Source organism: Rouxiella sp. S1S-2 (assembly GCF_009208105.1).
Classification (GTDB): domain Bacteria; phylum Pseudomonadota; class Gammaproteobacteria; order Enterobacterales; family Enterobacteriaceae; genus Rouxiella.
Map to the genome: position 1 here is coordinate 21,035 of NZ_WFKL01000001.1, position 26,290 is coordinate 47,324.

Below are 26,290 nucleotides of genomic sequence, written 5' to 3' on the forward strand. Positions count from 1 at the left end.
GGCTTGCTTAAGCATGCCCCTTTAATTCAAAAGATTAAGACTTAGCGCGAAATGATCAGGTGGATGCCGATACCGGCAAACAGCACGCCCGCCACGCCGTCAATCCACTTGGCCAAACGTTGATAGCCACGGCGCATGACCGGCAGCGCAAACACCACGGCGACCACGGAGAACCATGCCAACGTTTCCAGGCTTATCAGAGCAAAAAGGCCCCAACGTTCACCGCTGCCGACGCTGTCGCCGACAAATAGCGAGAAGATACTGCCGAAGTAGATAACCGCCTTTGGGTTAGACAGGTTAGTCAGCAGGCCACGCATAAAGGTTTTACCGCGCGCAGGCAGAACAATAGCCGGTGCGTCTGCGCCCGTGCCATCCGCCGCTTTTTTGGCACGCGCTGACTTCAGCAGTTGCCAGCCCATCCAGCACAGATAAAGGCCGCCGCCAACGGTGATAATCTGATGTAACCACGCCATTTTTTGCAGCAGAAGATGCAGGCCCATTAGCGCTACCGCAGCCCACACCAATACCCCAAGGGTAATACCGAGCACGCCCATCATCGCCTCTTTGCGCGATCGGCTCATGGCCGTTTGCGAAACGAAAAAGAAGTCGGGTCCCGGTGACATTAGCGCCACCAGATGTACGGCTGCGACGGTTAAAAACAGAATTAACATTGCTTACTGCTCCCCTATTTACGCCTGTTTAAAAAATGCTTTACTGCCGTCAGTTTACTCACTCATCGCCGTTATCAATGTGATCGCGGATCAATGCCATAAATGGACGACCAAATTTTTCGAGTTTCCGCTGACCAACACCGGTGATACCCAGAAGCTCTCCAGGACTAACCGGCAGCTGTTCTGCCATCTCAAGCAGCGTGGTGTCGTTAAATACGACGTAAGGAGGAACGTTTCCCTCATCCGCCAATGACTTACGCAGCTTGCGCAATTTTGCAAACAGCTTGCGATCATAGTTACCGCCGTAGGTTTTCTGCGTGTTACTGCCACGGATTTTCAGCGTTTGCAGTCTCGGCACCGCCAGCTGCATCGCCATTTCACCGCGCAGTACCGGCCTCGCCGCTTCGGTGAGCTGCAGCGCAGAGTGCATAGCGATATTCTGAGTAATGAGCCCCAGATGGATGAGCTGGCGCACCACGCTTATCCAATGCTCATTACTTTGCTCGCGACCCATGCCATAAATTGGCAGTTTGTCGTGACCATACTCGCGAATACGCTGATTGTTGGCACCGCGCAGGACTTCAACGATGTATCCCAAACCAAAGCGCTGGCCGACGCGATAAACGCAGGACAGCGCCTTTTGCGCGTCCATCAGCCCGTCGTAGCGTTTAGGCGGATCAAGGCAGATATCGCAGTTGCCGCAGGCTTCCTGCTTGCCTTCACCAAAATAGTTAAGCAGCACCAAACGGCGACAGGTTTGCGCTTCGGCAAAAGCCCCCATCGCATTGAGCTTGTGGCGTTCAACATCCTGCTGCGGACCCGCTGGTTTTTCATCAAGACAGCGGCGCAGCCAGGCCATATCTGCCGGGTCATAAAGCAGCAGGGCTTCTGCGGGCAGGCCGTCACGTCCGGCGCGCCCGGTTTCCTGGTAATAAGATTCGATATTGCGGGGAATATCAAAGTGCACCACGAAACGCACATTGGGCTTGTTGATGCCCATGCCGAATGCCACGGTGGCGACCACAATTTGCACGTCGTCGCGTTGGAAGGCCTCTTGCACCTGCGAGCGCCGTTCGTTTTCAAGCCCAGCGTGATAAGCGCCCACGCTGATGCCACGGCTTTGCAATCGGGCGGCGGTGTCTTCTACCTTCGCGCGGCTGCCGCAGTAAATAATGCCGCTTTTACCACGCTGGTCCTGCACAAAGCGCAGCAGCTGGTCGAGAGGTTTAAACTTCTCAACCAACGTGTAGCGAATATTGGGACGGTCAAAGCTGCTGACCTGCACGAGCGGGTCATTAAGCTCAAGCAGGCGAACGATGTCGTTACGCGTGGCGTCATCGGCGGTTGCCGTCAGGGCAATCACCGGCAACTGCGGATAACGTAATTTTAGCTGCCCTAACGCACGGTATTCAGGGCGAAAATCGTGCCCCCACTGCGAGATACAGTGCGCTTCATCGACGGCAAGCATCGCCGGATTCCACTGTTGCAGCTGCTCAAGAAAATCACCCATGGTCAAACGCTCAGGGGCGATATAGAGCATTTTAATGCGACCGCTTCGACACCCGGCCATCACGTCGAGCTGCTGCTCGCGGGTCTGGGTGGAGTTCAGGCAACCGGCTTCAACGCCGGCGGCCATGAGCTGATCGACCTGGTCTTTCATCAGGGAGATAAGCGGAGACACCACCAGCGTCAGGCCATCCATCACCAGGGCAGGAATCTGATAACACAACGACTTACCGCCGCCGGTTGGCATCACCACCAGGCAATCTTGCCCAGAGATGGCTGCGTTTATGATAGTTTGCTGACCCGGTCGAAATTGCTGGTAGCCGAAGGTGTCGCGTAACACCTGCTCTGCCAGTAATTCCTTATTTATCACTGCCGCCGTTGACACTCTTTTCCCCAAATTTTATGACACTCAAGCGCTTTTTCTTAAGTAACAGGAACATAGCGCCGAGTTATGCTGGTGCCGGTTGGTCGGTCACATCATATCGTTGAGTATGATACCAACACCGACGCGAGTCTGCTTGTAGTTGTAGTCAATCAGTGACTCACCGTAGCCGCTAAACAGCTGCGTGTAGAAGCGCACGTGGCGAGTAATGGGATAGCTCCATGCCAGCTCGGCACCGCCGTAGCCGGTATTCCAGTTATAACGGCTGGTCACGCTAATCACGCTTTCACCCAACGCATAGCCGATTTTAAGCCGGTAATAACCCATATACTTGGTTATGTCCGGATTATCATCATTACTTTCGCTTTCTGGGATACGGTACCAAGGTTTAAGGTCAACTTGCCAGTTTCCGTTTTGCGCCATATAACGGGCGTAGACACGGTTCCAGCTGCGCGACGTGGGGTCAGCGCGGCCGTTGGACTGGTGGTTGAGGCCGTATTCGGCTTCACGCAGCGTCCACCCCATAAACTCATAGTCCGTCGCCCAGGCGAGGAACAGCTGTGGCTCGTAGTTGGTCTCACGAAATGGCGAAGACTCGGCGCTGTTAGACAGCTGCCAGAACGACTTTTGGGTATAGGATGCGCCCAGCACCGAGTTGTCACCCACAATACCGCGCCAGAGAGGAAACGCCAGACTTAGCTGAAACTCAACTTCGTCATTTTTTGCGTTATCGGCCCAGTTGTAAGACTGAATGGCTTCTTTATTGATGTGGTTGGTGTAGGTATAAAGTATGTAGTTTGATTCATAAGGATAAAGCGTAAACGGGTTATCGTGTTGCTGAAGCATATTGGCAATAATGCTGCCACGCACGCTCGGCGTATCATGTACGTCCTGAATCTTAGCTTCATCAGCATAACTGAGTAACGGCACAGCCAACATGGCAGCACCAACGGCCCAAGCATTACGCATTCTTCCTCCACCCCAAAGTGTTCTGCCGACAGTCGGCATAATGGTTATTTGTTGAAACATTCTTATGAAAAAGCAGGTCATTCTACACACATATTCATACTTGGTTAGGATTAGCATGAGTCGGCAAGAAATCAATATTGTTGGCGCATAAAATCAACAGTTCATTCACAATAAAATGCTTTCATCTTTATCCGTTATCAGGAAATCTTCATGTCCGCTACGCCGTTAACTCACGATGCCGCCCGCCAGTTGATTGGGGAGATTTTTATTTACGACATGCCGTTTAATCGCGAATTGGGATTGGAATTGCGTAGGCTAGACGCAGACATTGCCGAGCTGACGTTTAGTAATCACCCCAAATTGGTCGGCAATGCCGTGCAGAAAATCTTGCACGGCGGCGTGATTGCCTCGGTACTCGACGTGGCCGCCGGGCTGGTATGTGTTAACAGCGCGCTGATTCGCCACGATAAACCTGACCACCCGCTGCTTGAGCCAGAAATGCGCCAACGGTTATCAAAAATGGGCACCATTGACCTGCGTGTGGACTATTTGCGCCCGGGTCGCGGAGAAATATTTACCGTCAGCAGCACGCTTATCCGCGCCGGAAACAAAATTTCTGTCGCCCGCGTCGATTTACACAATGAACACGCCGTTCACATAGCTACCGCAACGGCGACCTATTTAGTTGGCTAGGAATATTACTTAAGCAGGACATTGCCATGGATGCCAAACGTACCCGTCAGGGCGTGATTTTTGCCTTTATTGCCTATTTTATCTGGGGTATCGCCCCCGCCTACTTCAAATTGATCAAGCAAGTCCCCGCCGAGGAGATCCTGACGCATCGGGTTATCTGGTCATTTTTATTTATGCTGCTGCTGATTTCACTGAGCCGCGGCTGGGGCGGCGTCCGCAAAGTTTTTGCGACGCCGAAAAAAGTTTTCCTGCTGCTGGTAAGCGCGGTGCTGGTGGGAGGAAACTGGCTGCTTTTTATCTGGGCCATCAATCACAACCACATTCTCGAGGCCAGTCTGGGGTATTTTATCAGCCCATTGGTTAACGTCGTGTTGGGTATGCTGTTTCTCGGCGAACGCTTTCGCCGTCTGCAGTGGGTGGCCGCCGCGCTGGCTTTTGGTGGCGTTGCGGTGCAGCTGTGGATGTTTGGTTCGCTGCCGATCATTGGCCTGGGGATTTCACTGACCTTTGCATTTTATGGGCTGATGCGCAAAAAAATCGCCGTAGATGCGCCGTCGGGCATGCTGATTGAAACTCTGTGGTTACTGCCTGCCGCCGGGGTCTACCTGTTCTTTATCGCCCACAGCGCCACCAGTAATTTGGCGCAAAATCCGCTGTCGCTGAATCTGGAGTTGGCCGCCGCCGGGGTTATCACCACCATCCCGCTGCTGTTCTTTACCGCCGCCACGTCACGGCTTAAATTCTCCACGCTGGGCTTTTTCCAGTACATCGGTCCAACACTGATGTTTATTCTGGCGGTGGTGTTTTATGGCGAGGCGATTGACCCTTCACAGCTGGTCACTTTTGCCTTCATCTGGGCCGGTTTGGCGTTCTTCATCTACGACGCACTGCGTCACCAACGCCAGATGAAAAACAGTGGCACGATTAAATTAAATAGCATCAAGGCCGAGAGTTAACCCGCCCGCTATGCCGGATTTGGTGAGGCGCTGCGTGAAATAAAGCGCGCCATCGCCGGTCCGGTAACGATAATAGTCAGCAGGCGCAGCGTCTGCATCGCCATAATGAACGAAATATCAACGTGACTGCCCGCTGCAATGATGGCCACCGTATCCAGCCCGCCCGGGCTAGTGGCCAGATAGGCGGTCAGCATATCGACGTGAAGAATTTTGGTCAGCACCCACGCCATGGCTCCGCAAATCAGCATTAAGCCAATAATCGAGGCAATCATCTGTGGCAACGTGCGCAGCGCCAGTTTGAAAATTGGACGCGTAAAGCGCAGCCCAACGCTCCAACCGATAAAAGTATAAGCAATCGCCAGCAGCCATTCGGGGATCTCGAGCAGCACCGTGCCGGTGGAATGCAAAAAAGCACCGGCCACGGCCGGAATAAGCAGTGCGCCTGAGGGAATGTGCAGCTTGGGTGCCAACCAGACACCTGCTAATGCCAGCGCGGGCGTGACCAGAAAACGCCAGTCCAGCGGCGGAAACCACACCACTGACGCCGCAGCAGAAGCCGAATCACCCAGACTCATACGTGCCACGAAGGCGGCAGCGGTTGCCACGAACAACACGCGAAGATACTGCATAAACGCCACCAGACGAACGTCTGCGCCGAAATCTCCTGCCATGGCAACCATCGCACTGGCACCGCCGGGCGACGAGCCCCATGCGCCGGTAGGTCCCGGTAAATGACTGAATCTCACCAGCAACCAACCTGAGAGTCCGCTGGCCAACAGGGTGAATATCAGCACCATCAGCACAACAAACCAGTCATGGAGCAAGGGAGGCAGGATCGAAGGCGACAGCGCCTGCGCTATCATGCAGCCAATCACGCCTTGAGCAATTTTAAAACACACGCCGGGGATACGCACCGTCGCGCCAAGCAGCCCCATCACGACGCCAACGATCATCGGCCCCAACAGCAGGGCGGCAGGTACTTGTAAATACTGAAAGATAAAACCCAGAATCAGCGACGCGGCAATTAAAAAACACCACTGGGCGGCGGGAGCCATTCTTTCCATCAACATTTTTTGAATCTTCATTAAGACAACATGGGCAATATTTTTAACATATTTCGCGGGGAAAGGGGGAGGGAATGCGCAAGGAATGCCCCCGGCGAACCGGGGATTCAAAACAGTTAAAGCCAGTTTTTTCTTTTGAAATACAGATAAGGCGCCAGGCCGGCCAACAGCATCAGCACAAGCGCTGCCGGATAACCAAATGCCAGTTTCAACTCCGGCATAAACTCGAAGTTCATGCCGTAACTTGAGGCCACGAGCGTAGGCGGCAGGAACACCACCGACACCACCGAGAAGATTTTGATGATGCGGTTCTGTTCGATGTTAATAAAGCCCATCGCCGCCTGCATCAAGAAGTTAACCTTCTGGAACAGTGATTCATTGTGCGGCAAGAGGGATTCGATATCGCGCAGCACTTCTCGCGCCTGCTCAAGCTGTTCGCCGGGTAAGCGCGCTTTACGCACCAGGAAATTCAGTGCGCGCTGGGTATCCATCAAACACAACCGAACCTTCCAGCCGATATCCTCCAACTCTGCCAGAGTAGACAGCGCAGCATCGTATTCATCGCCCTGATGACCTTCCATGATAACGCGGCTGAGCTTTTCCAAATCGCTGTAAATATTCTCTATTTCGTCGGCCAGCTGTTCGATTTTAGTTTCAAACAGGTCAAGCAGCAGTTCATAGGCGTTGCCGTCGGTCAGTTGCTGATTTCTGGCACGCATGCGATAGAGACGAAAGGCCGGAAGCTCGCGCTCGCGCAGTGTAAACAGGCGACCATCGCGAATGGTGAACGCCACCGTGCTGTTGCCCGCGTGGTCTTCAGCATCTTCATAATAGAAAAAGGAGTGAATGTGCAGCCCGTCTTCGTCTTCGAAGAAACGCGCCGATGCCTCGATATCGTCCAGTTCTGGCCGGGTTGCCAGACTTTGCCCCAGTTCGGTCTGAACGCGCTCGCGCTCTGACTCGTCCGGCTCAATCAAATCGACCCACAGAGATTCCGACAGTGAGGTCTCTGATTCATCCAGTTCCAAACGGGATAAGCGGCTGTTATCTAATTTAAAAGCACTCAGCATGTGCCCGTTCTCCCTAATGGTGACAGGTGTAGACAACGCGTTGAAGCACAAGGGGAAACACTGGGTGAAGGTCACCGAAATGTTTCAGACCCGATTCAGGTCTGACTCACAGCGACAGAAGAGGTCGCCGACAACCACGTTAAGCGGGAGTTAACCTCCGCGCTTTGGCCGTCAGCAATGAGGACGGCCTTAGTGGAAACTGCTAAGCAGATTATTGAGCCAGTATCTACTGGGTGCGTCCAAGGCGAAAATCCTCATTGATAATAGTGCGCGCATGTTACGCCGAGAAGAAAAAGACTGTCAACCGGCAACATGCCTAATTTCGCAACATTTCGGCATGAATTTCAACCACCCATCAACGTGCAAGGCGCTTACCCGCGAGGCATTTTTTGGCTACACTCTGTTGCAGACCTCATCCGACTTTTACGCTTTGACGCACACTTTTCAGGAATAAAAATGATAAAGCAGATCACCCACGAAAACCTGACCCAGCTTGCCACCAAGGCGAGTGAATCCCCGCGTTTACGCACCAACCTCAACCTGCATCCGGACGTTCATGACCCAGTACAGCGACTGGCGGTGACCATGGATAAAGAGAGCTATGTGCGTATTCACCGCCACCCGCATACCTGGGAATTATTGAGCACCCTGACCGGCCGTCTTGTTGTATTGACTTACAATTCAGAGGGACAGATTACCGAGCGTTTGGTATTGGGCGAAGAAACCCGTGCACTGGAAATCCCTGCGGGCGTGTGGCACAGCGCCATCGCATTGGATAATGGGTCGACTTTCCTTGAAATCAAACAGGGACCTTATATTCCGGTCCCTGAAGAAGATACCTTCCCGGGCAGCCCGGCAGAAGGCGATGACAAGTCCCAGGCCGTTATGGCGTGGTACCTCACCGCCAAGGTCGGGGACGTAGTGAAGTTTTAACTTACACCGCTTCTAATCTTGCATAGGCCGCGACGAGCCACTTGATGCCTTCTCCCGGGAAGGCAATTTGCAAACGGCTATGCTCGCCGCTGCCTTCCAGATTCACTATGGTGCCCTCACCAAATTTCGGGTGACGCACGCGCTGACCCAAAGTGAATCCGCTGTCATTTTGACTGGTGATTGGCGTGCCCATGCTGCGGTGGTTAACCTGGCGGGTCACGCTGGCGCGCAGGCGCACTTCCTCAACGCAGTTTTCCGGCAGCTCGCCAACGAAGCGCGAAGGTCGGTGATAGACCTCTTTGCCGTATAAACGACGGGTTTCAGCATAGGTCAACGTCAGCTTTTTCATCGCACGCGTGACGCCGACGTAGGCCAGACGGCGCTCTTCTTCAAGCCGCCCGCCTTCATCCAGCGCCATTTGGCTTGGGAACATGCCCTCTTCCATGCCGACGATAAACACCTGCGGAAATTCCAGCCCTTTAGCCGAGTGCAGCGTCATCAGTTGTACGGCGTCCTGATAGGCATCGGCCTGCCCTTCTCCGGCTTCCAGCGCCGCGTGCGAAAGAAACGCCTGCAGCGGCATCAAGTCCTGATCTTCATCCTGATAGCTGAACTGGCGCGTCGCCGTCACCAGTTCTTCAAGGTTTTCAATACGCGCCTGGCCCTTTTCACCTTTCTCCTGCTCATACATGATGAACAGGCCGGAGTCTTTAATCACCCGGTCCGTTTGCACATGCAGCGGCATTTCAGAGGTTTCATGCGCTAAGGCGTCGACCAGTTCGGTGAAACGCTGCAGCGAGGAGGCAGCACGGCCTGCCAGCACTTTTTCTTGCAGCAGCGCACGCGTGGCCTGCCACATGGTCAACTGCCGGTCACGCGCCGTCTGACGGACTACGTCGAGCGTTCTGTCGCCAATGCCGCGCGTTGGGGTATTGACGACGCGTTCGAAGGCGGCATCGTCGTTGCGATTGGCCATCAGGCGCAGGTAAGCCAGTGCGTCTTTAATTTCCTGACGTTCGAAGAATCGCTGGCCGCCGTAAATGCGGTAAGGCATGGCCATTTGCAGTAAGGCTTCTTCGAGCACGCGCGACTGGGCGTTGCTGCGATAGAGAATGGCGCAGTCGTTCAGCGCACCGCCGTTGTCCTGCCAGGCCTTAATGCGGTTCACCACGAAGCGGGACTCGTCGAGCTCGTTAAAAGCGCAGTACAGCGAGATAGGTTCGCCCTCAACGCCCTCGGTCCACAGGTTTTTACCCATTCGACCGTTGTTGTTAGCAATCAAGGCGTTGGCGGCAGTCAGGATCGTGCTGGTTGAGCGATAGTTTTGCTCGAGGCGAATGGTTTCTGCGCCGGGGAAATCTTTCAGGAAACGCTGAATATTCTCAACCTGTGCACCACGCCAGCCATAAATAGACTGGTCATCGTCACCGACGATCATCACATTATTGTTTTCACCGGCCAGCAGGCGGATCCAGGCGTATTGAATGCTGTTGGTGTCCTGGAACTCGTCAACCATCAGGTTGGTAAAGCGTTCGCGGTAGTGCTGCAAAATATGCGGCTTGTTCAGCCACAGTTCGTGGGCGCGCAGCAGCAGCTCGGCGAAGTCGACCAAACCGGCACGATCGCACGCTTCCTGATAGGCCTGATAGATGCGCAGCCAGGTGGCCTCAATCGGATTGCCATAACTTTCGATGTGCTGCGGGCGCAGGCCTTCGTCTTTTTTACCGTTGATGTACCACATCGCCTGACGCGGCGGCCACTGTTTATCGTCTACGTTTAACGCTTTGATAATGCGCTTGAGCAGACGCAATTGGTCATCGCTGTCGAGAATTTGGAAATCCTGCGGCAGGTTGGCGTCAAGATGATGGGCACGCAGCAGGCGATGGGCGAGGCCGTGGAAGGTGCCTATCCACATGCCGCCCTGGCTGGTGCCAATCAGATGCTCAATGCGATGGCGCATTTCAGCCGCGGCCTTGTTGGTAAAGGTCACGGCCATAATGGAATACGGCGAGCAGTTCTCTACCGACAACAGCCAGGCGATGCGGTGCACCAACACGCGGGTCTTACCGCTGCCCGCGCCGGCCAGCACCAGCAGGTTGCTGCGCTTGGCGCCTACGGCTTCGCGTTGTTTTTCATTCAGGCTGTCGAGCAGGTCAGAGACGTCCATAAGCACCGTTTGTCCGGAGAGAGAATGCGTCCACGGGCAAGTCGGTTAATTCTCGAACGTCCCGTGGAGGTTTACTGCTGTTATATACAGTATTTTGACAGAAATTGCCAGCTGCCCGAGAAGGCTACAGCAATGTCTTTAAGGATGCCAATGAGGAAATCTCGATATGCGGCAACAGGCGCGCATCAGGAATCTTCATCAGATTGCCTTCGCGCAGGTTGATCCAGCAAGACTGCATACCGCAGCGCACCGAACCCGCTACGTCGGTGGTAAGGTCATCGCCGACGTGCAGAATATGCGCCATCGGCACATTGAGACGTTCCGCCGCCATTTGATACATATCGACAAACGGCTTTGCGCGACCGTCGCGACCGGCCACCAGCGTAAACTCAAAATACTTTGATAACCCGCACAGGTCAGGATTGGCATTACCATTGGTAATGGCGACCAGCGGCCAACGCTTTCCAAGTTCGGTCAGCGTCTCATGAGTCTCTTGCGGCACGTCTATTTTGCTGCGCCAGTAGGCAAAGTTCTGCATTGTCGCGTCGGCACCGGCGGCCGCTTCACTTTCTTTCAAACCGCGACGCAGCAGGGTGTGATAGAGCGCCTTGTGACGCCAGGCGGTAACGTCGTGATAAATTTCAGCATCCTGCTCGAGCAATTCTGCCCGCACCGCGCGCCACTCTTCCGATTCGATATTGGCCATCACCGGATGGTACTGACGCAAAAACTGCACGGTTTCAGTTTCGGTACGGCGGATAACCGGATAGTTATCGTAGAGGGTATCGTCGAGATCAAAAGTGATCGCGTCGATCTGCTGCAGTGGACGGTAAAACTTCATCAGGATTTTCCTCGTTTAGCGCGGGGATGCGCGGCATCGTAAACCGACGCCAAATGTTGAAAGTCGAGGTGGGTATAGATTTGCGTGGTCGACAGATTGGCGTGGCCTAACAGCTCCTGTACCGCACGCAGATCGCCACTCGACTCCAGAACGTGAGTCGCGAAAGAGTGGCGCAGTTTGTGAGGATGAATATGGCTGTTCACCCCCTGTTTAATGCCCCATTCGGCAAAGCGCTTTTGCACATTACGGGTAGAAATACGACGCCCCTGGTTAGACAGAAACATCGCGTCGTCCTCTGGACCAAACAAGTCACGCAGCGCCAGCCAGTTCTCTAGCCAAGTGACCGCCGTGCGCCCGACCGGCAGTTTTCGTTCTTTACTGCCCTTACCCATCACCCAGACTTCACCGGAAGGCAGGTCAACATGGCCCAGATTAATCCCCACCAGCTCAGATAAACGCAGGCCCGCGCCGTACATCACTTCAAGCATCGCGCGGTCGCGTACCGCCAGCGGATCGTTGAGGTCGATATCCAGCAGTTGCCCGACTTCATCGACGTCAATATTTTTAGGTAGATGGCGCGGGGCACGCGGCGTAGAAATGCCTTTGGCGGGATTGGCCTTGAGCACGCCCTGATGCACCTGCCAGTCAAGAAAGCTGCGCAGAGATGAAAGACGCAGCGCCAGACTGGAGGCACCGAGACCGGCACGCTTACTGCGTGCGGTAAGCATTCTGACTTTGGCGGCATCAAGCTGCGTCCAGTCGGTCAGCCCAATGTCGTCAGCCATGCCGATAAGGGCCTGAAGCTGATGATGATAACTGCTTTGCGTCAGCGGGCTAAGCTGCCGCTCGACCCGCAGATAACGCAAGAATGCCTCGACTGCGGGTTGCAGCAGCGAGTCAATTTGGCTCATGCCCGCTCAATCCAACGCGACAGCAGACCGGGTAACATCTTGGCAAGTTGGTCGAGCATGACCGTGCCCATCCCCGCCTGATAGTGCTGCGGGTCGCGGCTGCTGAAGATGAGCATGCCCAGTTCGCCATTCTCCCCCATCATCGAGAGCGCCACCGATCCTACCGCCTTTGCCTGGGGTAAAACCAATAAAAGCTCTGGCCCATTAAGGCTGCCGAGGAAGTGGTGGGTGTCGCCCAAGCGCTGAATACGCAGTGATTCAAACGAGCTGCGGGTTAACGCCAGATGGGTAAAGTCGGAAGGTGCACCGATGCGCCAGCTTTCACTAAACAGTCGAACGTTGGCGCCTGCCAGACCAAAACCACGGCCCCAGCGCTGCAGCCGGTTCAGCATGTCTTGCAGGCTGGTGGCGTCGGCAAGATTTGCCTGCAGCTCAATCAGTCGGCCAAACAGCGTTTCATTAATCGTCGCCTGCTCCATCAGCAGGGTAATTTCTTCTTCAAGTTGCGCAATCTGATTGCGCTGCCGTCCAAGCTGCCATTCAACCAGCGAGATGCTGCCTTTGACCGGATGCGGGACGTGCATTTGCTCAACGCTGCGCGCATTTCTAATAAAGAAATCAGGGTTTTGCAGCAGATACTGCATCACCAGCTCGTCATCAAGCTCGGCGGCGTTAGCACTTTCAATCTGACCATCAAGATTGTTCATAGATGAATAAATCCGTCATAAACATGGGTGGCGGGGCCCGTCATATACAGCGGATGGCCCGGGCCTTTCCAACGAATGTCGAGGCTGCCTCCCGGCAGTTCCACCTGAACTTCTTCTGCGAGCAGTCCCTGCTGGATACCAATAGCCACCGCCGCGCAGGCACCGCTTCCACAGGCCTGAGTCTCACCCGCGCCGCGTTCGTAAACCCGTAGCTTAACGTTTTCGCGGTCGAGTACTTGCATAAAACCGACGTTAACGCGCTCGGGAAAGCGTTCGTGACTTTCAAGCAGTGGCCCCAAATGTTCTACGCTGGCAGTGACCACGTCGTCAACCTGCAACACGCAGTGGGGATTGCCCATTGAGACAACGCCGCAGAGCACAGTGTGCTCTTCTGCCCGTAAAATATAGGTTTTTTCTGGCTTCGGGGCGCGGAAAGGAATTTGCTGCGGTTCAAATACTGGCTCGCCCATATTGACCTGCACCAGCTCGTCTTCCGTCACCGTCAGGGTCATACGCCCGTTCTGGGTGCTGACCTGAATATCACGTTTGTTGGTCAACCCTTTAATGCGTACGAAGCGGGCAAAACAGCGAGCACCATTGCCACACTGCATCACTTCGCTGCCGTCAGCATTGAAAATACGGTAATGAAAATCCAATTCAGGATCGTAAGGCGGCTCAACGACCAGTAGCTGATCAAATCCTACACCACGGTTACGGTCGGAAAGTCGGCGGATCAGTTCAGGAGAGAAGTAAACATTTTGAGTGACGGCGTCAACGACCATAAAGTCATTGCCCAATCCGTGCATTTTAGCGAACTGCATATCTGACTCCGCGTGACCTCTGGTCATTACCAGACGTAATTACCCTGTGGCTTGAGGACTAGTACTGTACCGATCCATTTTTTTGCGCATTCTGATCGGGAGATACGCCCGTCACCTGACCCGGCTTGGCGTTAGTCACCACCACTTTTTTGCCGTCAGCCTTGTCTGCAGGCGGGAAGTACAGCGGCCCTTTCAAACCACAACCAGAGAGTGCAAACAGGACCATCGAGGCCAAAGACCAGCGTAATGCGGTTTTCATATTCAAATTTTTCATTTTGATTGTTTTCATCTTAACCAGGATCTGCGATTCATCGTCCAAGCTCTCTATAATCGCAGGTGGATCATGAAAAGCAATAGGAATCGATTATCTAACGCTGGGAGCAGTCCCGATGATACTGCGCGTAACGGCACTGAATCAGTGGATTTGGTACTGCTGTGCCAGCGTTGCAGGCTCTGCACTGCCTTCTGAGGCGGCGATATTCAGGTGAGACAGGACGTTACTGCGGAAAGGGATCACCTGGGTACGCCCGTCGAGAGAAACAATCTGATAGAACTGCGGCAGGTTGAAATTCACAAAACTGGAGCCGTACGTGAAGCGATCGTGTGACGACGAATAGAAACGGCTAACGTCGCGCACCAAGTCTTCTTTACTGCCTTCACAGTGGTGATACACCTCAACACGGTTGGACTCATCAAGGATATAAATATTGAATCCGACGTCGTCGCTGCTGGTTTCAAAGAAGAACTGAATAATGCCTTCACTGGCGTAGCCGTCGACGACCGAAGGCAAATGCACCTGCGAGCTTTCTACTTTTACCGACAAACCGTGCAATTTGTTGTTAGAGATTGCGCCGTAAAATTCGATAGCATTTTCAAGCTTTTGTACTGATACGCTGAGGCGTTCGAAGAACAGGCCCCAGGTCTGGCCAGAGACGCGCACCGCTTTGAAACGGCCAGGCTCAAGACGTTTGCTCGACAATCGCAGCTCAATGCACTCAGAAACCAGCTGCTGAATACGGGTACGAATCAGCCCGCGCAGATGCTGGCTGTAGCAAAAGACCTCCACGGACTCCGGCGGTGCCGCATCCTGATGCATTTTGCCCAAAATCGTTTTCAACGCCTCAAGCACTGCCTGCTCGCTGTTAAAATGCAGGGTACGCACTTCATTCCACGAGTTGCGATACAGCAAATCGATACTGCCGACCAGGCACTGCTGCTGTTCGCCAAAGCTGAAAACGTCAAGTTTTCGGAAATCGAAATGCACCACCTGATTGCGGAAGGCCGCCGTCGGATCGTGTTCAAGATTAACAATAATAGAAAGATGGCGGATTTCGCACGGGCTGTACAACGCTTTTGGCGTCGGTGCCGGCAGGCGAATCGGGAAGTTATTTGAAATATCAGCCACTAACTCGCGCAGCTTGGCGATGTCACACAGGTTGCCGCTCTTGATGTGCAGGCGCGTGGTCGAGGTCAGCAGGCCGTTAAAATAGGCCCAGGCAACCAGCTTGCTCAGGTAGCGGTTATATTCCAGCGGCTGATGGCTGATTATCGAGTCCATCGACGGAGACTGGTTATAAAGATACCAGCCGGTGCGGTTGGCGCGGCCAATCGGCACGTGAATAAAGGTTAAATCGGTTTCTGACAGGTCAGGCGAAATCTGCGGATTCACCAGCGTAACTTTACCCGGCAGTGCTTCAAACGCGGCGTAAAGTTTACGGGTTAATACCCCAATATCCTGCGGACTGGCGCTCACGCTTAGATTGTTACGGCGCGCAAAGCGGATCAGGTTACGATAACTTTGCATCATCGCGTCCAGCAGCTCGTTGTGTGCTTCACGCACGCGCTCGATTTTCCAATTAGCACGATTATCAAGAATAGCGATACGCTCGTCACTCCAGCCCCATTCGCTGACCAGCTGCGTCAACACTTCACGACGCCAACCCACCGCTGCGCGGGCACGGGAGAGTTTTTCGCACACTTTGAGATAGAAACAGCGGCGAACGAGGTCGAGGCGCGTAAAGTCTTCGACCTGGGTCAGATAACGGGTTACGCGTTCGAGCATCATGCAGTAGGAATCTAGCCCAAAGCAGACGATTTCACCCTGATGCAGACGCTGTTTGATGTCCATCGCCAACAGCTGAGTGTTGGGATACTCCCAGGAATAGGCTTCGAGCAGCAGCGTTTTTAATACGGCCTTATAAGGCGAGTCGATACTTTTATACAGCTGCCACAGGCTGGCGCCGAAATACTCTTCGGCCGACAGCATACTGAGGCCGCCGAGATCCAGCCACTCATTCGGGGTCAACACGCCCTGAGAATAGAGAGAAAGCACGTACTCGTCATAGTGCGCTTCTTCTTCCCCTGGCACCATATTCCACAGAATACGCTTACCGGCGAGTCGCACGGCGGTGCGATAAAATTCGTCGAGCAGCAGAATGTGCTGGGTGGAACCGCAGTCCTCACCGCCCAGGCTGCCACTTTCATTATGGCGGAAACGGTTTTCATCAATAAGGAAGAAGCTGACTTCAACGCCCAGTGACGCGGCCCACTTTTCCAGCATGACGCATTTTTGCTGCAGGCGGTTGCGCTCTTCGTTATCAAGCCATGACTGATGGCAGACCCAAATATCGAGATCGGAAGTTTGGCTTTGGCCAATCGATGACGTGCTGCCCATGGAGTAAACGCCGGTAATCGGCAATTCGCCGCCTACTGTAGGTTCAAACGGGCTGCCCCATTTTTCTTCAAGGTCGCTTAGGTAGGACTGTTGGTGATCGTCAGGCGTGAAAATGCAGACGCCGTGGGGCATTTTACCTTCAAGGTAACCCGGCATCAGTGGATGATGATGATGTAAAAAGACCGGCAACAAACTGTAGACCTGCTGAAAAGCGGGGCCTTGAGCCGCTACAGCGCGATCAACGCGTAGCTGATTTATTGCATCTAATCTTTGCTTTAATGTCTCGATGTAGAGGTACAAGACTTTTCGCCTGATTTTCCAGTGTCTAGAAACAACCCCGTATCCAAATCCGCCGTTAGTTTAAAAACTTTAATTTGATATAGGTATTTGACGGATTATTGCTGGAAACGTGATCAATTTAACACCTTGCTGTTTGACCGTAAAGGAAGTAACGCACCACAATGACTGTTGTATCTCTATACATTTTACTTCCTGAATCGCCATGCCACAAATTTCCCTGTTTACCCGTTGTTACTCCCCTGAACGCTGACACGCTTCCACAGTAGGTGGTAGGATGGTCTGTGAAATAAAAAAACGGTAACAAACATGTTAGACAAAATCATCCGAATTGCTACACGTCAAAGCCCGTTGGCCCTGTGGCAGGCACAATATGTGCAAACCCAACTCAAGGCATTTCACCCTGATTTGCAGGTTGAATTAGTGCCGATGGTGACCAAAGGCGACATCATACTTGATACACCGCTGGCCAAGGTTGGCGGTAAGGGTCTGTTTGTTAAAGAACTCGAGCTGGCGATGCTGGATGGACGCGCGGATATCGCGGTGCACTCCATGAAAGACGTGCCGGTTGAGTTTCCTGAAGGACTGGGACTGGTCACCATCTGCGAACGCGAAGACCCGCGTGACGCTTTTGTGTCCAATGAATTTGCCAGCCTCGACGATTTGCCCCTCGGCAGTATTGTTGGTACCTCAAGCCTACGTCGTCAGTGTCAGCTGCGCGAACAGCGTCCTGATCTACAAATCCGCGATTTGCGCGGCAACGTCGGTACTCGCTTGTCCAAACTGGATAAAGGTGAGTATCACGCTATTATTCTCGCGGTAGCCGGTTTAAAGCGCCTGGGTCTTGAATCACGCATTCGCACAGCACTCACGCCTGAAGAGTGTCTGCCGGCCGTTGGACAAGGCGCCGTGGGTATCGAATGCCGTCTCGACGACTTGCGCACCCGCGAACTTCTGGCACCGCTGGCGCACGCTGAAACCACGCGACGGGTGGCCGCAGAACGGGCGATGAATATGCGCCTTGAAGGGGGCTGCCAGGTTCCTATCGGCAGCTACGCCGAGCTTGAAGGCGATACCCTGTGGCTGCGGGCGCTGGTAGGTTCACCTGACGGCAGCCAAATGGTGCGCGGTGAACGTCGTGGCCCGAGTGCTGAAGCTGAAAGCATGGGTATCGACCTGGCAGAAGAGCTGCTGGCCGGTGGCGCGCGCGAAATCCTGCAAGATGTTTATCAGGGTAATGCGCCAAAATGACCATTCTGGTGACCCGCCCTTCTCCCTCGGGAGAACAGCTCGTTGCCCGGCTGCGCACGCTGGGCAGGGTTGCCTATCACTCTCCATTAATAGAGTTTGCGCCAGGAAGCGAGCTTTCGCAGCTCCCTGGAATGCTATCCTCTCTAGGTCCTCAGGACATGATTTTCGTCCTGTCACAGTATGCGGTGAACTATGCTAACCGCGCGCTGCAACAGCAGACTCAACACTGGCCTGATTTTGTAAGCTATTATGCTATAGGAAGAACAACCGGTTTGCTGATGCATCGCGCAACCAGCTTGCCGATTGTTTATCCTCAGGATGGCGAAACCAGTGAAACCCTGCTGCAGTTACCGGCGCTGCAGGCGATTCAAGGCAGAAATGCGTTGATATTGCGTGGCAACGGTGGCCGGGAGTTGCTGGCCGACACGCTGCGCAAGCGCGGCGTTAACGTCAGCTACTGCGAGTGCTACAGGCGCAGTCCGCTTCACTACGACCCGAGCGAGCAAAGCTCGAGCTGGCAGCGGGCGGGAATCGACACTTTGGTGGTCACCAGCGGAGAAATGTTACAACAGTTATATACGTTAGTTCCTGACTACTATCGAACAACCTGGCTTTTAGGCTGTACGTTGATTGTAGTTAGCGAACGTTTGGCGACCCTGGCCCGCCAACTTGGCTGGCAATCTATTAGGGTTGCAGAGAACGCAGATAATGATGCGCTGATCCGTGCATTAAAATAACCTGACTAAGGGATGTGCCCAGATGACGGAACAAAAAAATCCTTCCGCAAAGGTAGAAGATACAACAACTGCGGTTGAGAGCCCCCAACAGCCAGATGCTGCTTTTCGTGAAACCGTACAAAAGGAAAAACGTACGGGCCCAATCTTGGGTGCCATTGCCATTGTGTTGGTGATTGCTCTCGGCGTGGGTATTTATTATCACGGACACCAACAGGCGCAGGCTGACGCGGCGAGCAATGAGGAACTGCAGGCGCAAATCGCCAGCCTCAAAAGCAGCCAACAGCAGGACAAACAGCAAATTGACACCCTGCTCGGCCAACAAGACAAATCTCTGCAGGAAGCCTCGCGCCAGCAGGCCTCATTCAGCCGCCAGTTAAGCGAGCTGCAGGACAAAGTCGCCAGCATCTCCGGCAGCGATGCCAAAACCTGGATGCTGTCACAGGCCGATTTCTTGGTGAAACTGGCCGGTAGAAAACTGTGGAGCGATCAGGACGTCACCACGGCGGCCGCGTTGCTGAAAAGCGCCGATGCCAGCCTGGCAGACATGAATGACCCCAGCCTGATTGAAGTACGTAAGGCCATTAATGAAGACGTCGGCAGCCTTTCCGCGGTGACACAGGTTGATTTCGACGGCATCATTTTGAAGGTTAACCAGCTTTCCAATCAGGTAGATAATCTGCGTCTGGCCGACAACGACACCGATGATTCACCGATGGACAGTGACGGCGGCGAGCTTTCCAGCTCTCTGACCGAATGGCGTCAAAATCTCAGCAAAAGCTGGCACAGCTTTATGTCGGATTTTATTACTATCCGCCGCCGTGATACCAGTGCAGAACCTTTGCTGGCACCGAATCAGGACGTTTATCTGCGCGAAAACATCCGCTCTCGTCTGCTGATTGCCGCGCAGGCCGTGCCGCGCCATCAGAATGAAATCTACAAACAGTCGCTGGAAACCGTATCGACCTGGGTTCGCGCCTATTTTGATACCTCGGACCCAACGACCAAAGCATTTCTGGCCGACCTCGATACCCTGAGCCAGCAGTCTATTTCGATGGACGTACCAGACCAGCTGAAAAGCCAGCCAATGCTGGATAAACTGATGCAAACGCGCGTGCGTAACCTGCTTCAGCAGCCCGCGGCCGCGACCACCGCCAAACAGGGGGAATAACGCATGCTACGTGTTCTCATACTGTTTTTGATTGTCATTGCCGGGATTGTCGTTGGCCCAATGCTCGCGGGCCATCAGGGCTATGTGCTTATCCAGACTGACAATTACAACGTTGAAACCAGCGTTACGGGCTTGGTTATTATGGCCATTCTGCTGTTTGTGGTGCTGTTCTTTATTGAATGGATACTGCGTCGCCTGTTCCGCACTGGCGCACGCACCCGCGGCTGGTTTGTTGGCCGTAAACGTTCAAAAGCACGCAAGCAAACTCAGCGCGCCATGATCAAACTGGCCGAGGGTGACCATCGCCAGATGGAAAAACTGTTGGCGCGCAATGCCGATCACGCCGAACAGCCGATGGTTAACTATCTGCTCGCTGCCGAAGCGGCCTCGCAGCGTGGCGACGAGATTCGCACCAATCAGTATCTAGAGCGCGCCGCCGAGATTGCTGATACTGACCAGTTGCCGGTGGACATCACCCGCGTGCGTATTCAACTGGCGCAGGGAGAAATTCATGCAGCACGTCACGGCGTCGACCGCCTGATTGCCCTGTCGCCTCGACACCCGGAAATACTGCGTCTGGCTGAACAGGCCTATATGCGCACCGGTGCCTATGGGTCGCTGATGGAAATTTTACCGTCAATGGCAAAAGCCGACATCTATGACGATGAGCAGCTGCAGGTCGTGCAGGAAAGAGCCTACGTCGGGATGATGGACCAGCTGATGTCGGAAGAAGGCAGCGAAGGGCTTAAGCGCTGGTGGAAGGATCAGAGCCGTAAAACCCGCCATGAGCCTGCTTTGCAGGTGGCGATGGCAATCCATCTGATTCAGTGCAACGACCACGATTTGGCTCAGGAGGTTATTCTCGACGGGCTGAAACGCCAGTACGACGAACGTCTGGTGGCGCTGATGCCGAAGCTGAAATCTGGCAATCCGGAGCAGCTTGAAAAGTTCCTGCGTCAATCTATTAAGCAAAACGGCGCTACGCCGCTGCTGAACAGCACGCTGGGGCAGATTCTGCTCAAGCACGGGGAATGGTTGCAGGCCAGTGACGCGTTCCGTGAGGCGCTTAAACAACGTCCGGATGCCTACGATTTTGCCTGGCTGGCGGATGCGTTGGATAAACTGCATAAGCCGGCAGAGGCTGCGGAAATGCGTCATCAAGGACTGATGCTGACGATTAATAATTCGCAGCAGTAATCAGCCCGATTGCGGTTAACGATGATATTCGTCGCGTCCAATAAAAACCCCGCCAACCTGGCGGGGTTTTTTATATCCAACGGAAAATAACTGACTGTTCGTTCACGGGTTATTTGTTATCTGCTAAGCGTTTATTTATTTTATAAGTAACATTCAGCGTCGATGTTGTTATATCGTCCTTTGTTGTAGCCTTAACCCACAGCTTGTTACGATATTGGCTAGTTAATGGGGATGCCAGTGAATTGCCGTTGCTAAACTTTTCACCGGCACTCACACCTAACTCTCCCACCTCTTTATTAATAAATGCCGCAAAGTCTTGTGCCCAAAGGAATCGGCTTGAACGCGTCACGGTGAAAGTATGCTCACTCTTTTGCTGGGTAGCAGAATCATTAACGTTAAGCACAATGGTCGATCCCACAGGTAAATCATCACCCTCTTTGGTAATAATTGCTGAAGGTTTTGTATTAAGTACCCACACTGGATCATACCTAAGCTCAGTTTCAGTCGTGGTCAGGCTGGCGGTATACCCTTTTGCCTGATAAAAATCAGGCAGCCACAGATGATTGCGCGACTGGCTGGCAATCGGCTTAATCTCGTCAGCTTCATTCTTAACACCGGCCTTGAGCATGCCTTTACTGTTGTTAATAGCTTCCGATACCAACAACGGCCAGCGATATTTGTCGAGCAGCATAGGATCGATACCATCAATGTTTACACTGCCCAGCTCAACGAGATTATTTTTCTCATCGCGCACTTCCCAGGCAATATTATGCGGTTTTTGCGGCAGGTCTTTGGCTTCAATTTGCTTAATGTCGACCATCTCAACGGGCGTGACGGCAGTTTGGCCGTTCAGACCATAGTTGTATAAGGTGTTATCGACGCTGACATAGAGCAAGCCATTCGAAATAGCCGGCGCAGACATCGTTTCAGCTTTACCTTTACGTACAAGCAGCGTTTTACTTTGCTTACCGTCGGGTGAAAAACCTATTACGCTAACCAGCGGCTCGGGCGTCGTTTGAATATAACTGGTATAGGCCCACCCGGTTTGTGTGTCGATAGCCAACTTGCCGGTGAACGCATTGTTTTTACCCTCGTCTATCGGTAGCGCGATTTGGAAAAGCTCTTTGCCCGTTTTAGTGTCGATAGCATAGATTTTATTGAAGAAAGATTCGTAGAGCTGACCCTCAAGGCCGAGAATATAGTTTCTTTCTCGGAACGAAGGCGACAGTTGCTTACTGTCAAACGTCCACTGTTTAACCGCAGGATTATTAAACGGATGGAACTTAACTACAGCGCTGCCCGCAGTAGTTATCGGACCATAGAGATAGCCTTGGTCGTCTTGAGTAAAACTTATGCCACCAATCTGCGTATCAGCTACTCGGCTACTCTCTCCCTTTTCGGTATTTAAAAAATAGGCATGATTGGGGTAATCAGAAGCATAAATCTGGCTTCCATCATGATTAAGCGTAATATAACTTATATGTTCGTTAATATTTTCCCGCCATAATGGATACATTCCGGACGAAGAAGCGCTTAATTTAAGTGCATAGATGCTGCTACCTGTAGAATAGATGCCGCTAGTTGTAATTTTTCCGTGGGGCGTCATCACATAAATTGTTCTATAATCCGGACTAAATAGGACCCCATTAATATCATTTGTCTTTGGCGCCTGAAAAATAAAATCCTCCACCTGATAATTATCCGCGGCGATATATTTTGATATAACTGAATGATTATCTTTAGTGGACGGAATATAAATTCCGTTATCTTTGCCGATGAAAGGCTTCACTTGGGTACGCCTGACACCCTGTTCATTATATACCGAAGTTTGAACATGGCCACTCCGATCAACGACGTGAAATCCCGGAGCAGACTTATATTTTTCTATGCCGGTCACGAAAGCTACCACTGTACCGTCGCCTGTGGTGACAACCTTATCGATCGTTTGGTCAAAGTCTACCGACCACAGCGGTTTTAGCGCCTGCCCAACTCCCTGAGCTATCGCGCTCACTGAAGTTAATAATGAGACGGCTAGCAAAGATGTTAAACTTATTCCAACACGTTTTCTTCTCACAGATAAAATTCCTTATTAAATACTTTCCATTGGCTCAATAAAAATTAATTGACAAAACTCGCCTTTAGTAATTAATAGGAATAATAAGCGACGCATGTAACAAAATATATCTATTTATTCTTTATTAAGAACATCTAAATATTTAATAAACGCAAAAAAAGAAAGTGAAGTTGAAATTACAGACAAAAAAAACACTTGCCGGAGAGGCAAGTGTAAAAACAATCAGGTCTTAGACAACAGGGGTAGTGTCACACTCAACGTATTGCCTGCTGGTTGATAACCACAAGGTTATCGGTCAGATAGACAAGAGACACTGTAATTTGGCTCTGCATCATTCCCAGGTTTATGAAGCTACGCAGTCATAAGAGGGTGGAATGAGCATCTACACAACAGACAATGCATGACGCGTGCCAGATTTAAAAAAAGGATAAACTCAACGCAGGAATTAAAGTAAATCATTGATAAACAACATATTTAAAAAATAATATTTTTATATTAATTTAGGCGACGAGCCTTTCCAGCATTCCGTTTGCCGAATACCTTGCACAGAGTGTCGCCCTGAAGAGACAGCTTGGATCTGTTAAAAATTAACTCAACAATAACAATGGGTTAAATGTCTCCCCACAGCGACAGTCACCCCCCTACTCGCGAGGAATAACTGTCTAACCTTCTCTTTTAAAGTAAATATATAATTATAAAACAGTGAGTTAAATCATTGTGTCGCCAAAAAATTACAGCGTATTGACTTGCTTGAGAATCGCCTGTTTTTCATCCTGTAATTTTGACGCGTCTTGAGCAAACTCGGGGTTTAGTTTCAGCGCCTCATCGAGCTTTTCACCCAGCGTTGAACTGCCCTCAATCCAGGCATTGGTTGCATCATCCCCTATGACACTGGCAACAATAGTGGCTGCTTTTTCATAGGTTTGAATGTCAATCCACGGCGTATTAAAAGAAAATGCCGGCGTTTTTGAAATGACTAATAACGGTGTTTCAACACGAATATCACGCGATGAACTGCCAATACGCAGCGTGAATTTACCGGGTTCAAGCACCCAGTCGCCTTTATCCGCGTCATAATAGGAGAAAGCACGCTTATCCAGACTAAAGGTCACACTCTTTTCTTCGCCGGCGGGGAGGCTCACCTTTTGAAAAGCCTTTAACTCCTGCATCGGCCGATCGAGGCGTGAAGCGTCATCATGCACATAAAGCTGTACCACCTCCTTGGCGGCTATCTTGGAAGTATTTTTCAAGGAAATGCTGACCTGGACGCTGCCCTGCTTATCAATGTTAAACTGCGGACTTTGTGGTGTGATTTTTCCATACTCAATGATTGAGTAAGAGAGCCCGTAGCCAAAGGGATACATCGGCGCAATGCGGCGGGTATCAAAATAACGATAACCGACGTAAATACCTTCGCCGTAGTTAACGGTTTTAGCGTTGCCCGGATAATTGCCGTAACTCGGCGAGTCCTCTAAGCGTTTTGGAAACGTCAGCGGCAGCTTGCCGGAAGGATTGACCTTACCGGTCAGGATGTCTGCCACTGCGTTACCTGCCTGCTCACCGGGCTGCCAGGTGAGTAGAACGGCATCGGCGTTGTCCTCCCAGCCATTGATTTCAATCGGTGACCCTACGTTAAGCAGCACCGTGACTTTTTTATGTTGCCGATGGAAAGCTGCCGCCACCTTTTCAATCATCGCAACTTCATCGCCGTGCATAGCCATTGAGTAGCGATCTGCACCTTCAGTGGAGCTGCGTCCAATAGATATCAACGCCATGTCGCTTGCCTGCGCGGCACGGTTAATGATGTCGTCACTGGCCTGCTCATCCAGCTTATGCCCTCCCAGGTTGTCTATCAGGGTCAGACCGGCGTTTTTAAGCCCCTGCGGCAGCGTCACCAGACGCTTGGGATCAATATTGACCTCGGCGCTGCCGCCGCCCACCACGTAGAAATTATCAATATTATGGCCAAAGCCGGCAATACGCAGATTGGCCGGCACTGGCAGGGTCTGCGACTGGTTTTTCAGCAAAACCATCGAATCGGCTGCGGCCTGACGCGCCAACGCTGAGCGATCGCCAATCGCAGCGGCGACAGGCGCAGAATGTGTTTTAAAACGGTGGGTCTTGATGATGATATTTAAAATATTTTTAATATTTTCGTCTATCTGCTGCGGAGTGATTTCACCGGAATTCAATGCTGCCAACACGACCTCTTTAGGGTCGGTGTTACGGCGTAGAAAAGGCGTCTCCTTTTCAGACAGGCCGCCGGGCATATTAAGATCATTGCCCGCCAGCAATGACCTCACTGGATCGGTCACACCATACCAATCGGACATCACGAAGCCGTTGAATTTCCACTGCTTGCGCAGGACCTCTTTCAGCAACCAAGGATTCTGCGACGAAGGCGTGCCGTTAATGGCCGGATAAGAGCTCATCACTGCCCACGGCTGGGCGTGATCCATGACATATTCAAAACCGGGGAAATAGATCTCGCGCAGTGCGCGGTCAGAAATAATCTCGTTCACCGTTTGGCGGCGCGTTTCTTGGTTGTTAGCGGCAAAATGTTTGACCACCGCCCCGACGCCTTCTGCCTGCATCCCGTTAATATAGGCGGCAGTAATCATGGCGTTAAGAAGGGGATCTTCGGTGAAATACTCGAAGTTACGGCCATTAAGCGGGTTGCGCTGAATGTTAATGGCGGGTCCTAACATCAAATCAACACCGTAGGACCTGGCCTCTTCACCAATAGCGCCGCCTACGTGCTGAATAAGAGCCGGGTCCCAAGTGGCGGCCATCGCAACGGATACTGGAAATCCGGTGGCAAAACGTTTCTCGCCGCCGGTCGGACCAGCGCCTAACCGCACACCAATTGGCCCATCGGCAAAGACAATCTGTGGAACACCCAAACGTGGGATTGCCAGCGTTGAGCCTGCCGCACCGGCAACGTTCGTCGCGTTGTTCATACCGGTACCCGACACAAAGGCGGCTTTCTCTTGCAGTGTCATGGCGGAAACTACGGCAGGTATTGAGGCGGCATCGGTTAACTGCGGCACGGCCAGTGCGGGGGCAGACAACAGGGTAAAGGCGGTTAACAGGCCAATTTTATTGATCTTCATACTCTTCCCTTAGCGAAGTATTTCTAGAAATAAGAAATATTTAAGATTCCATTCCAGTGAGCCTTTTGCACGAATCACTCGGTGAACT

Annotated in this window: 21 protein-coding genes; 7 read left to right on the top strand and 14 right to left on the bottom strand. The window is 52.5% G+C overall.

Annotation, left to right across the window (positions count from 1 at the left end; translation table 11 throughout):
• Positions 1-41: 41 nt before the first annotated feature.
• From rhtC to pldA, 3 genes are all read right to left on the bottom strand, one after another.
• Positions 42-671 (bottom strand): threonine export protein RhtC, encoded by a 630-nt coding sequence (rhtC, locus tag GA565_RS00110; RefSeq protein WP_152196897.1) that lies wholly within the window; start codon positions 669-671, stop codon positions 42-44.
• 58 nt (positions 672-729) lie between these two features.
• Positions 730-2,562, bottom strand: a complete 1,833-nt coding sequence (gene recQ, locus GA565_RS00115; protein ID WP_152196898.1) for an ATP-dependent DNA helicase RecQ — start codon at positions 2,560-2,562, stop codon at positions 730-732.
• 87 nt (positions 2,563-2,649) lie between these two features.
• Positions 2,650-3,528, bottom strand: a complete 879-nt coding sequence (gene pldA / locus GA565_RS00120) for a phospholipase A (protein WP_152196899.1) — start codon at positions 3,526-3,528, stop codon at positions 2,650-2,652.
• Positions 3,529-3,738: 210 nt separating this feature from the next.
• Here pldA and GA565_RS00125 point away from each other — a divergent pair, with 210 nt between their 5' ends.
• Positions 3,739-4,221, top strand: a complete 483-nt coding sequence (locus tag GA565_RS00125; RefSeq protein WP_152196900.1) for a thioesterase family protein — start codon at positions 3,739-3,741, stop codon at positions 4,219-4,221.
• Between the two features lie 26 nt (positions 4,222-4,247).
• A complete protein-coding gene (gene rarD, locus GA565_RS00130) occupies positions 4,248-5,177 on the top strand; it encodes an EamA family transporter RarD (RefSeq protein ID WP_152196901.1) in 930 nt (309 codons plus the stop codon).
• Positions 5,178-5,185: 8 nt separating this feature from the next.
• Here rarD and GA565_RS00135 read toward each other — a convergent pair whose 3' ends face one another.
• Positions 5,186-6,232: an AbrB family transcriptional regulator gene (locus GA565_RS00135; protein ID WP_370518084.1), complete on the bottom strand. Its 1,047-nt coding sequence runs from the start codon at positions 6,230-6,232 to the stop codon at positions 5,186-5,188.
• A 125-nt stretch (positions 6,233-6,357) separates the two neighbouring features.
• The gene (gene corA / locus GA565_RS00140; RefSeq protein WP_055773337.1) at positions 6,358-7,311 is read right to left on the bottom strand and encodes a magnesium/cobalt transporter CorA; all 954 of its coding nucleotides are present in this window, start codon (positions 7,309-7,311) and stop codon (positions 6,358-6,360) included.
• A gap of 456 nt (positions 7,312-7,767) precedes the next feature.
• On the opposite strand from corA, the gene GA565_RS00145 reads away from it, so the two are divergent.
• The gene (locus GA565_RS00145) at positions 7,768-8,244 is read left to right on the top strand and encodes a WbuC family cupin fold metalloprotein (RefSeq protein WP_152196902.1); all 477 of its coding nucleotides are present in this window, start codon (positions 7,768-7,770) and stop codon (positions 8,242-8,244) included.
• 1 nt (position 8,245) lies between these two features.
• Here GA565_RS00145 and uvrD read toward each other — a convergent pair whose 3' ends face one another.
• From uvrD to GA565_RS00180, 7 genes are all read right to left on the bottom strand, one after another.
• Complete coding sequence (uvrD, locus tag GA565_RS00150; RefSeq protein ID WP_152196903.1) at positions 8,246-10,411, bottom strand: DNA helicase II; 2,166 nt, start codon at positions 10,409-10,411, stop codon at positions 8,246-8,248.
• 124 nt (positions 10,412-10,535) lie between these two features.
• A complete protein-coding gene (yigB, locus tag GA565_RS00155) occupies positions 10,536-11,252 on the bottom strand; it encodes a 5-amino-6-(5-phospho-D-ribitylamino)uracil phosphatase YigB (RefSeq protein ID WP_152196904.1) in 717 nt (238 codons plus the stop codon).
• The gene (gene xerC, locus GA565_RS00160) at positions 11,252-12,163 is read right to left on the bottom strand and encodes a tyrosine recombinase XerC (protein WP_152196905.1); all 912 of its coding nucleotides are present in this window, start codon (positions 12,161-12,163) and stop codon (positions 11,252-11,254) included. Before xerC ends, yigB begins: the two co-directional genes overlap by 1 nt.
• A complete protein-coding gene (locus GA565_RS00165; RefSeq protein WP_152196906.1) occupies positions 12,160-12,870 on the bottom strand; it encodes a DUF484 domain-containing protein in 711 nt (236 codons plus the stop codon). Before GA565_RS00165 ends, xerC begins: the two co-directional genes overlap by 4 nt.
• Complete coding sequence (gene dapF, locus GA565_RS00170; RefSeq protein ID WP_152196907.1) at positions 12,867-13,691, bottom strand: diaminopimelate epimerase; 825 nt, start codon at positions 13,689-13,691, stop codon at positions 12,867-12,869. Before dapF ends, GA565_RS00165 begins: the two co-directional genes overlap by 4 nt.
• A 58-nt stretch (positions 13,692-13,749) precedes the next feature.
• Positions 13,750-13,950, bottom strand: a complete 201-nt coding sequence (locus GA565_RS24920; protein ID WP_055773430.1) for a lipoprotein — start codon at positions 13,948-13,950, stop codon at positions 13,750-13,752.
• Positions 13,951-14,106: 156 nt separating this feature from the next.
• Positions 14,107-16,665, bottom strand: coding sequence for a class I adenylate cyclase (locus tag GA565_RS00180; RefSeq protein ID WP_152196908.1), 2,559 nt, complete (start codon positions 16,663-16,665; stop codon positions 14,107-14,109).
• A 306-nt stretch (positions 16,666-16,971) separates the two neighbouring features.
• Here GA565_RS00180 and hemC point away from each other — a divergent pair, with 306 nt between their 5' ends.
• Genes hemC through hemY form a run of 4 tightly spaced genes read left to right on the top strand, consistent with a single transcriptional unit; the run spans position 16,972 to position 21,015 of the window.
• Entirely contained in the window at positions 16,972-17,913 is a 942-nt protein-coding gene (hemC, locus tag GA565_RS00185; RefSeq protein WP_152196909.1) for a hydroxymethylbilane synthase, read from the top strand.
• Complete coding sequence (gene hemD / locus GA565_RS00190; protein WP_152196910.1) at positions 17,910-18,650, top strand: uroporphyrinogen-III synthase; 741 nt, start codon at positions 17,910-17,912, stop codon at positions 18,648-18,650. The genes hemC and hemD overlap by 4 nt, the downstream gene beginning before the upstream one ends.
• Before the next feature lie 22 nt (positions 18,651-18,672).
• Positions 18,673-19,818: a uroporphyrinogen-III C-methyltransferase gene (hemX, locus tag GA565_RS00195; protein WP_152196911.1), complete on the top strand. Its 1,146-nt coding sequence runs from the start codon at positions 18,673-18,675 to the stop codon at positions 19,816-19,818.
• 3 nt (positions 19,819-19,821) lie between these two features.
• On the top strand, positions 19,822-21,015 hold the full coding sequence (gene hemY, locus GA565_RS00200) for a protoheme IX biogenesis protein HemY (protein WP_152196912.1): 1,194 nt from the start codon (positions 19,822-19,824) through the stop codon (positions 21,013-21,015).
• Between the two features lie 109 nt (positions 21,016-21,124).
• Here hemY and GA565_RS00205 read toward each other — a convergent pair whose 3' ends face one another.
• Both GA565_RS00205 and GA565_RS00210 read right to left on the bottom strand, forming a co-directional pair.
• Positions 21,125-23,089 carry a hypothetical protein gene (locus GA565_RS00205; RefSeq protein WP_152196913.1) on the bottom strand — a complete coding sequence of 655 codons (1,965 nt, stop codon included), beginning with the start codon at positions 23,087-23,089 and terminating at the stop codon, positions 21,125-21,127.
• Positions 23,090-23,820: 731 nt separating this feature from the next.
• Positions 23,821-26,202 carry a glycoside hydrolase family 3 C-terminal domain-containing protein gene (locus tag GA565_RS00210; RefSeq protein ID WP_152196914.1) on the bottom strand — a complete coding sequence of 794 codons (2,382 nt, stop codon included), beginning with the start codon at positions 26,200-26,202 and terminating at the stop codon, positions 23,821-23,823.
• Between the last annotated feature and the right edge of the window lie 88 nt (positions 26,203-26,290).

Bases quoted from the DNA above. Each gene is read 5' to 3' on its own strand.
- rhtC (WP_152196897.1), bottom strand. From the start codon at position 671: ATGTTAATTCTGTTTTTAACCGTCGCAGCCGTACATCTGGTGGCGCTA.
- pldA (WP_152196899.1), bottom strand. From the start codon at position 3,528: ATGCGTAATGCTTGGGCCGTTGGTGCTGCCATGTTGGCTGTGCCGTTA.
- GA565_RS00125 (WP_152196900.1), top strand. From the start codon at position 3,739: ATGTCCGCTACGCCGTTAACTCACGATGCCGCCCGCCAGTTGATTGGG.
- rarD (WP_152196901.1), top strand. From the start codon at position 4,248: ATGGATGCCAAACGTACCCGTCAGGGCGTGATTTTTGCCTTTATTGCC.
- GA565_RS00135 (WP_370518084.1), bottom strand. From the start codon at position 6,232: ATGGCTCCCGCCGCCCAGTGGTGTTTTTTAATTGCCGCGTCGCTGATT.
- corA (WP_055773337.1), bottom strand. From the start codon at position 7,311: ATGCTGAGTGCTTTTAAATTAGATAACAGCCGCTTATCCCGTTTGGAA.
- GA565_RS00145 (WP_152196902.1), top strand. From the start codon at position 7,768: ATGATAAAGCAGATCACCCACGAAAACCTGACCCAGCTTGCCACCAAG.
- uvrD (WP_152196903.1), bottom strand. From the start codon at position 10,411: ATGGACGTCTCTGACCTGCTCGACAGCCTGAATGAAAAACAACGCGAA.
- yigB (WP_152196904.1), bottom strand. From the start codon at position 11,252: ATGAAGTTTTACCGTCCACTGCAGCAGATCGACGCGATCACTTTTGAT.
- xerC (WP_152196905.1), bottom strand. From the start codon at position 12,163: ATGAGCCAAATTGACTCGCTGCTGCAACCCGCAGTCGAGGCATTCTTG.
- GA565_RS00165 (WP_152196906.1), bottom strand. From the start codon at position 12,870: ATGAACAATCTTGATGGTCAGATTGAAAGTGCTAACGCCGCCGAGCTT.
- dapF (WP_152196907.1), bottom strand. From the start codon at position 13,691: ATGCAGTTCGCTAAAATGCACGGATTGGGCAATGACTTTATGGTCGTT.
- GA565_RS24920 (WP_055773430.1), bottom strand. From the start codon at position 13,950: ATGAAAACCGCATTACGCTGGTCTTTGGCCTCGATGGTCCTGTTTGCA.
- hemC (WP_152196909.1), top strand. From the start codon at position 16,972: ATGTTAGACAAAATCATCCGAATTGCTACACGTCAAAGCCCGTTGGCC.
- hemD (WP_152196910.1), top strand. From the start codon at position 17,910: ATGACCATTCTGGTGACCCGCCCTTCTCCCTCGGGAGAACAGCTCGTT.
- hemX (WP_152196911.1), top strand. From the start codon at position 18,673: ATGACGGAACAAAAAAATCCTTCCGCAAAGGTAGAAGATACAACAACT.
- hemY (WP_152196912.1), top strand. From the start codon at position 19,822: ATGCTACGTGTTCTCATACTGTTTTTGATTGTCATTGCCGGGATTGTC.
- GA565_RS00210 (WP_152196914.1), bottom strand. From the start codon at position 26,202: ATGAAGATCAATAAAATTGGCCTGTTAACCGCCTTTACCCTGTTGTCT.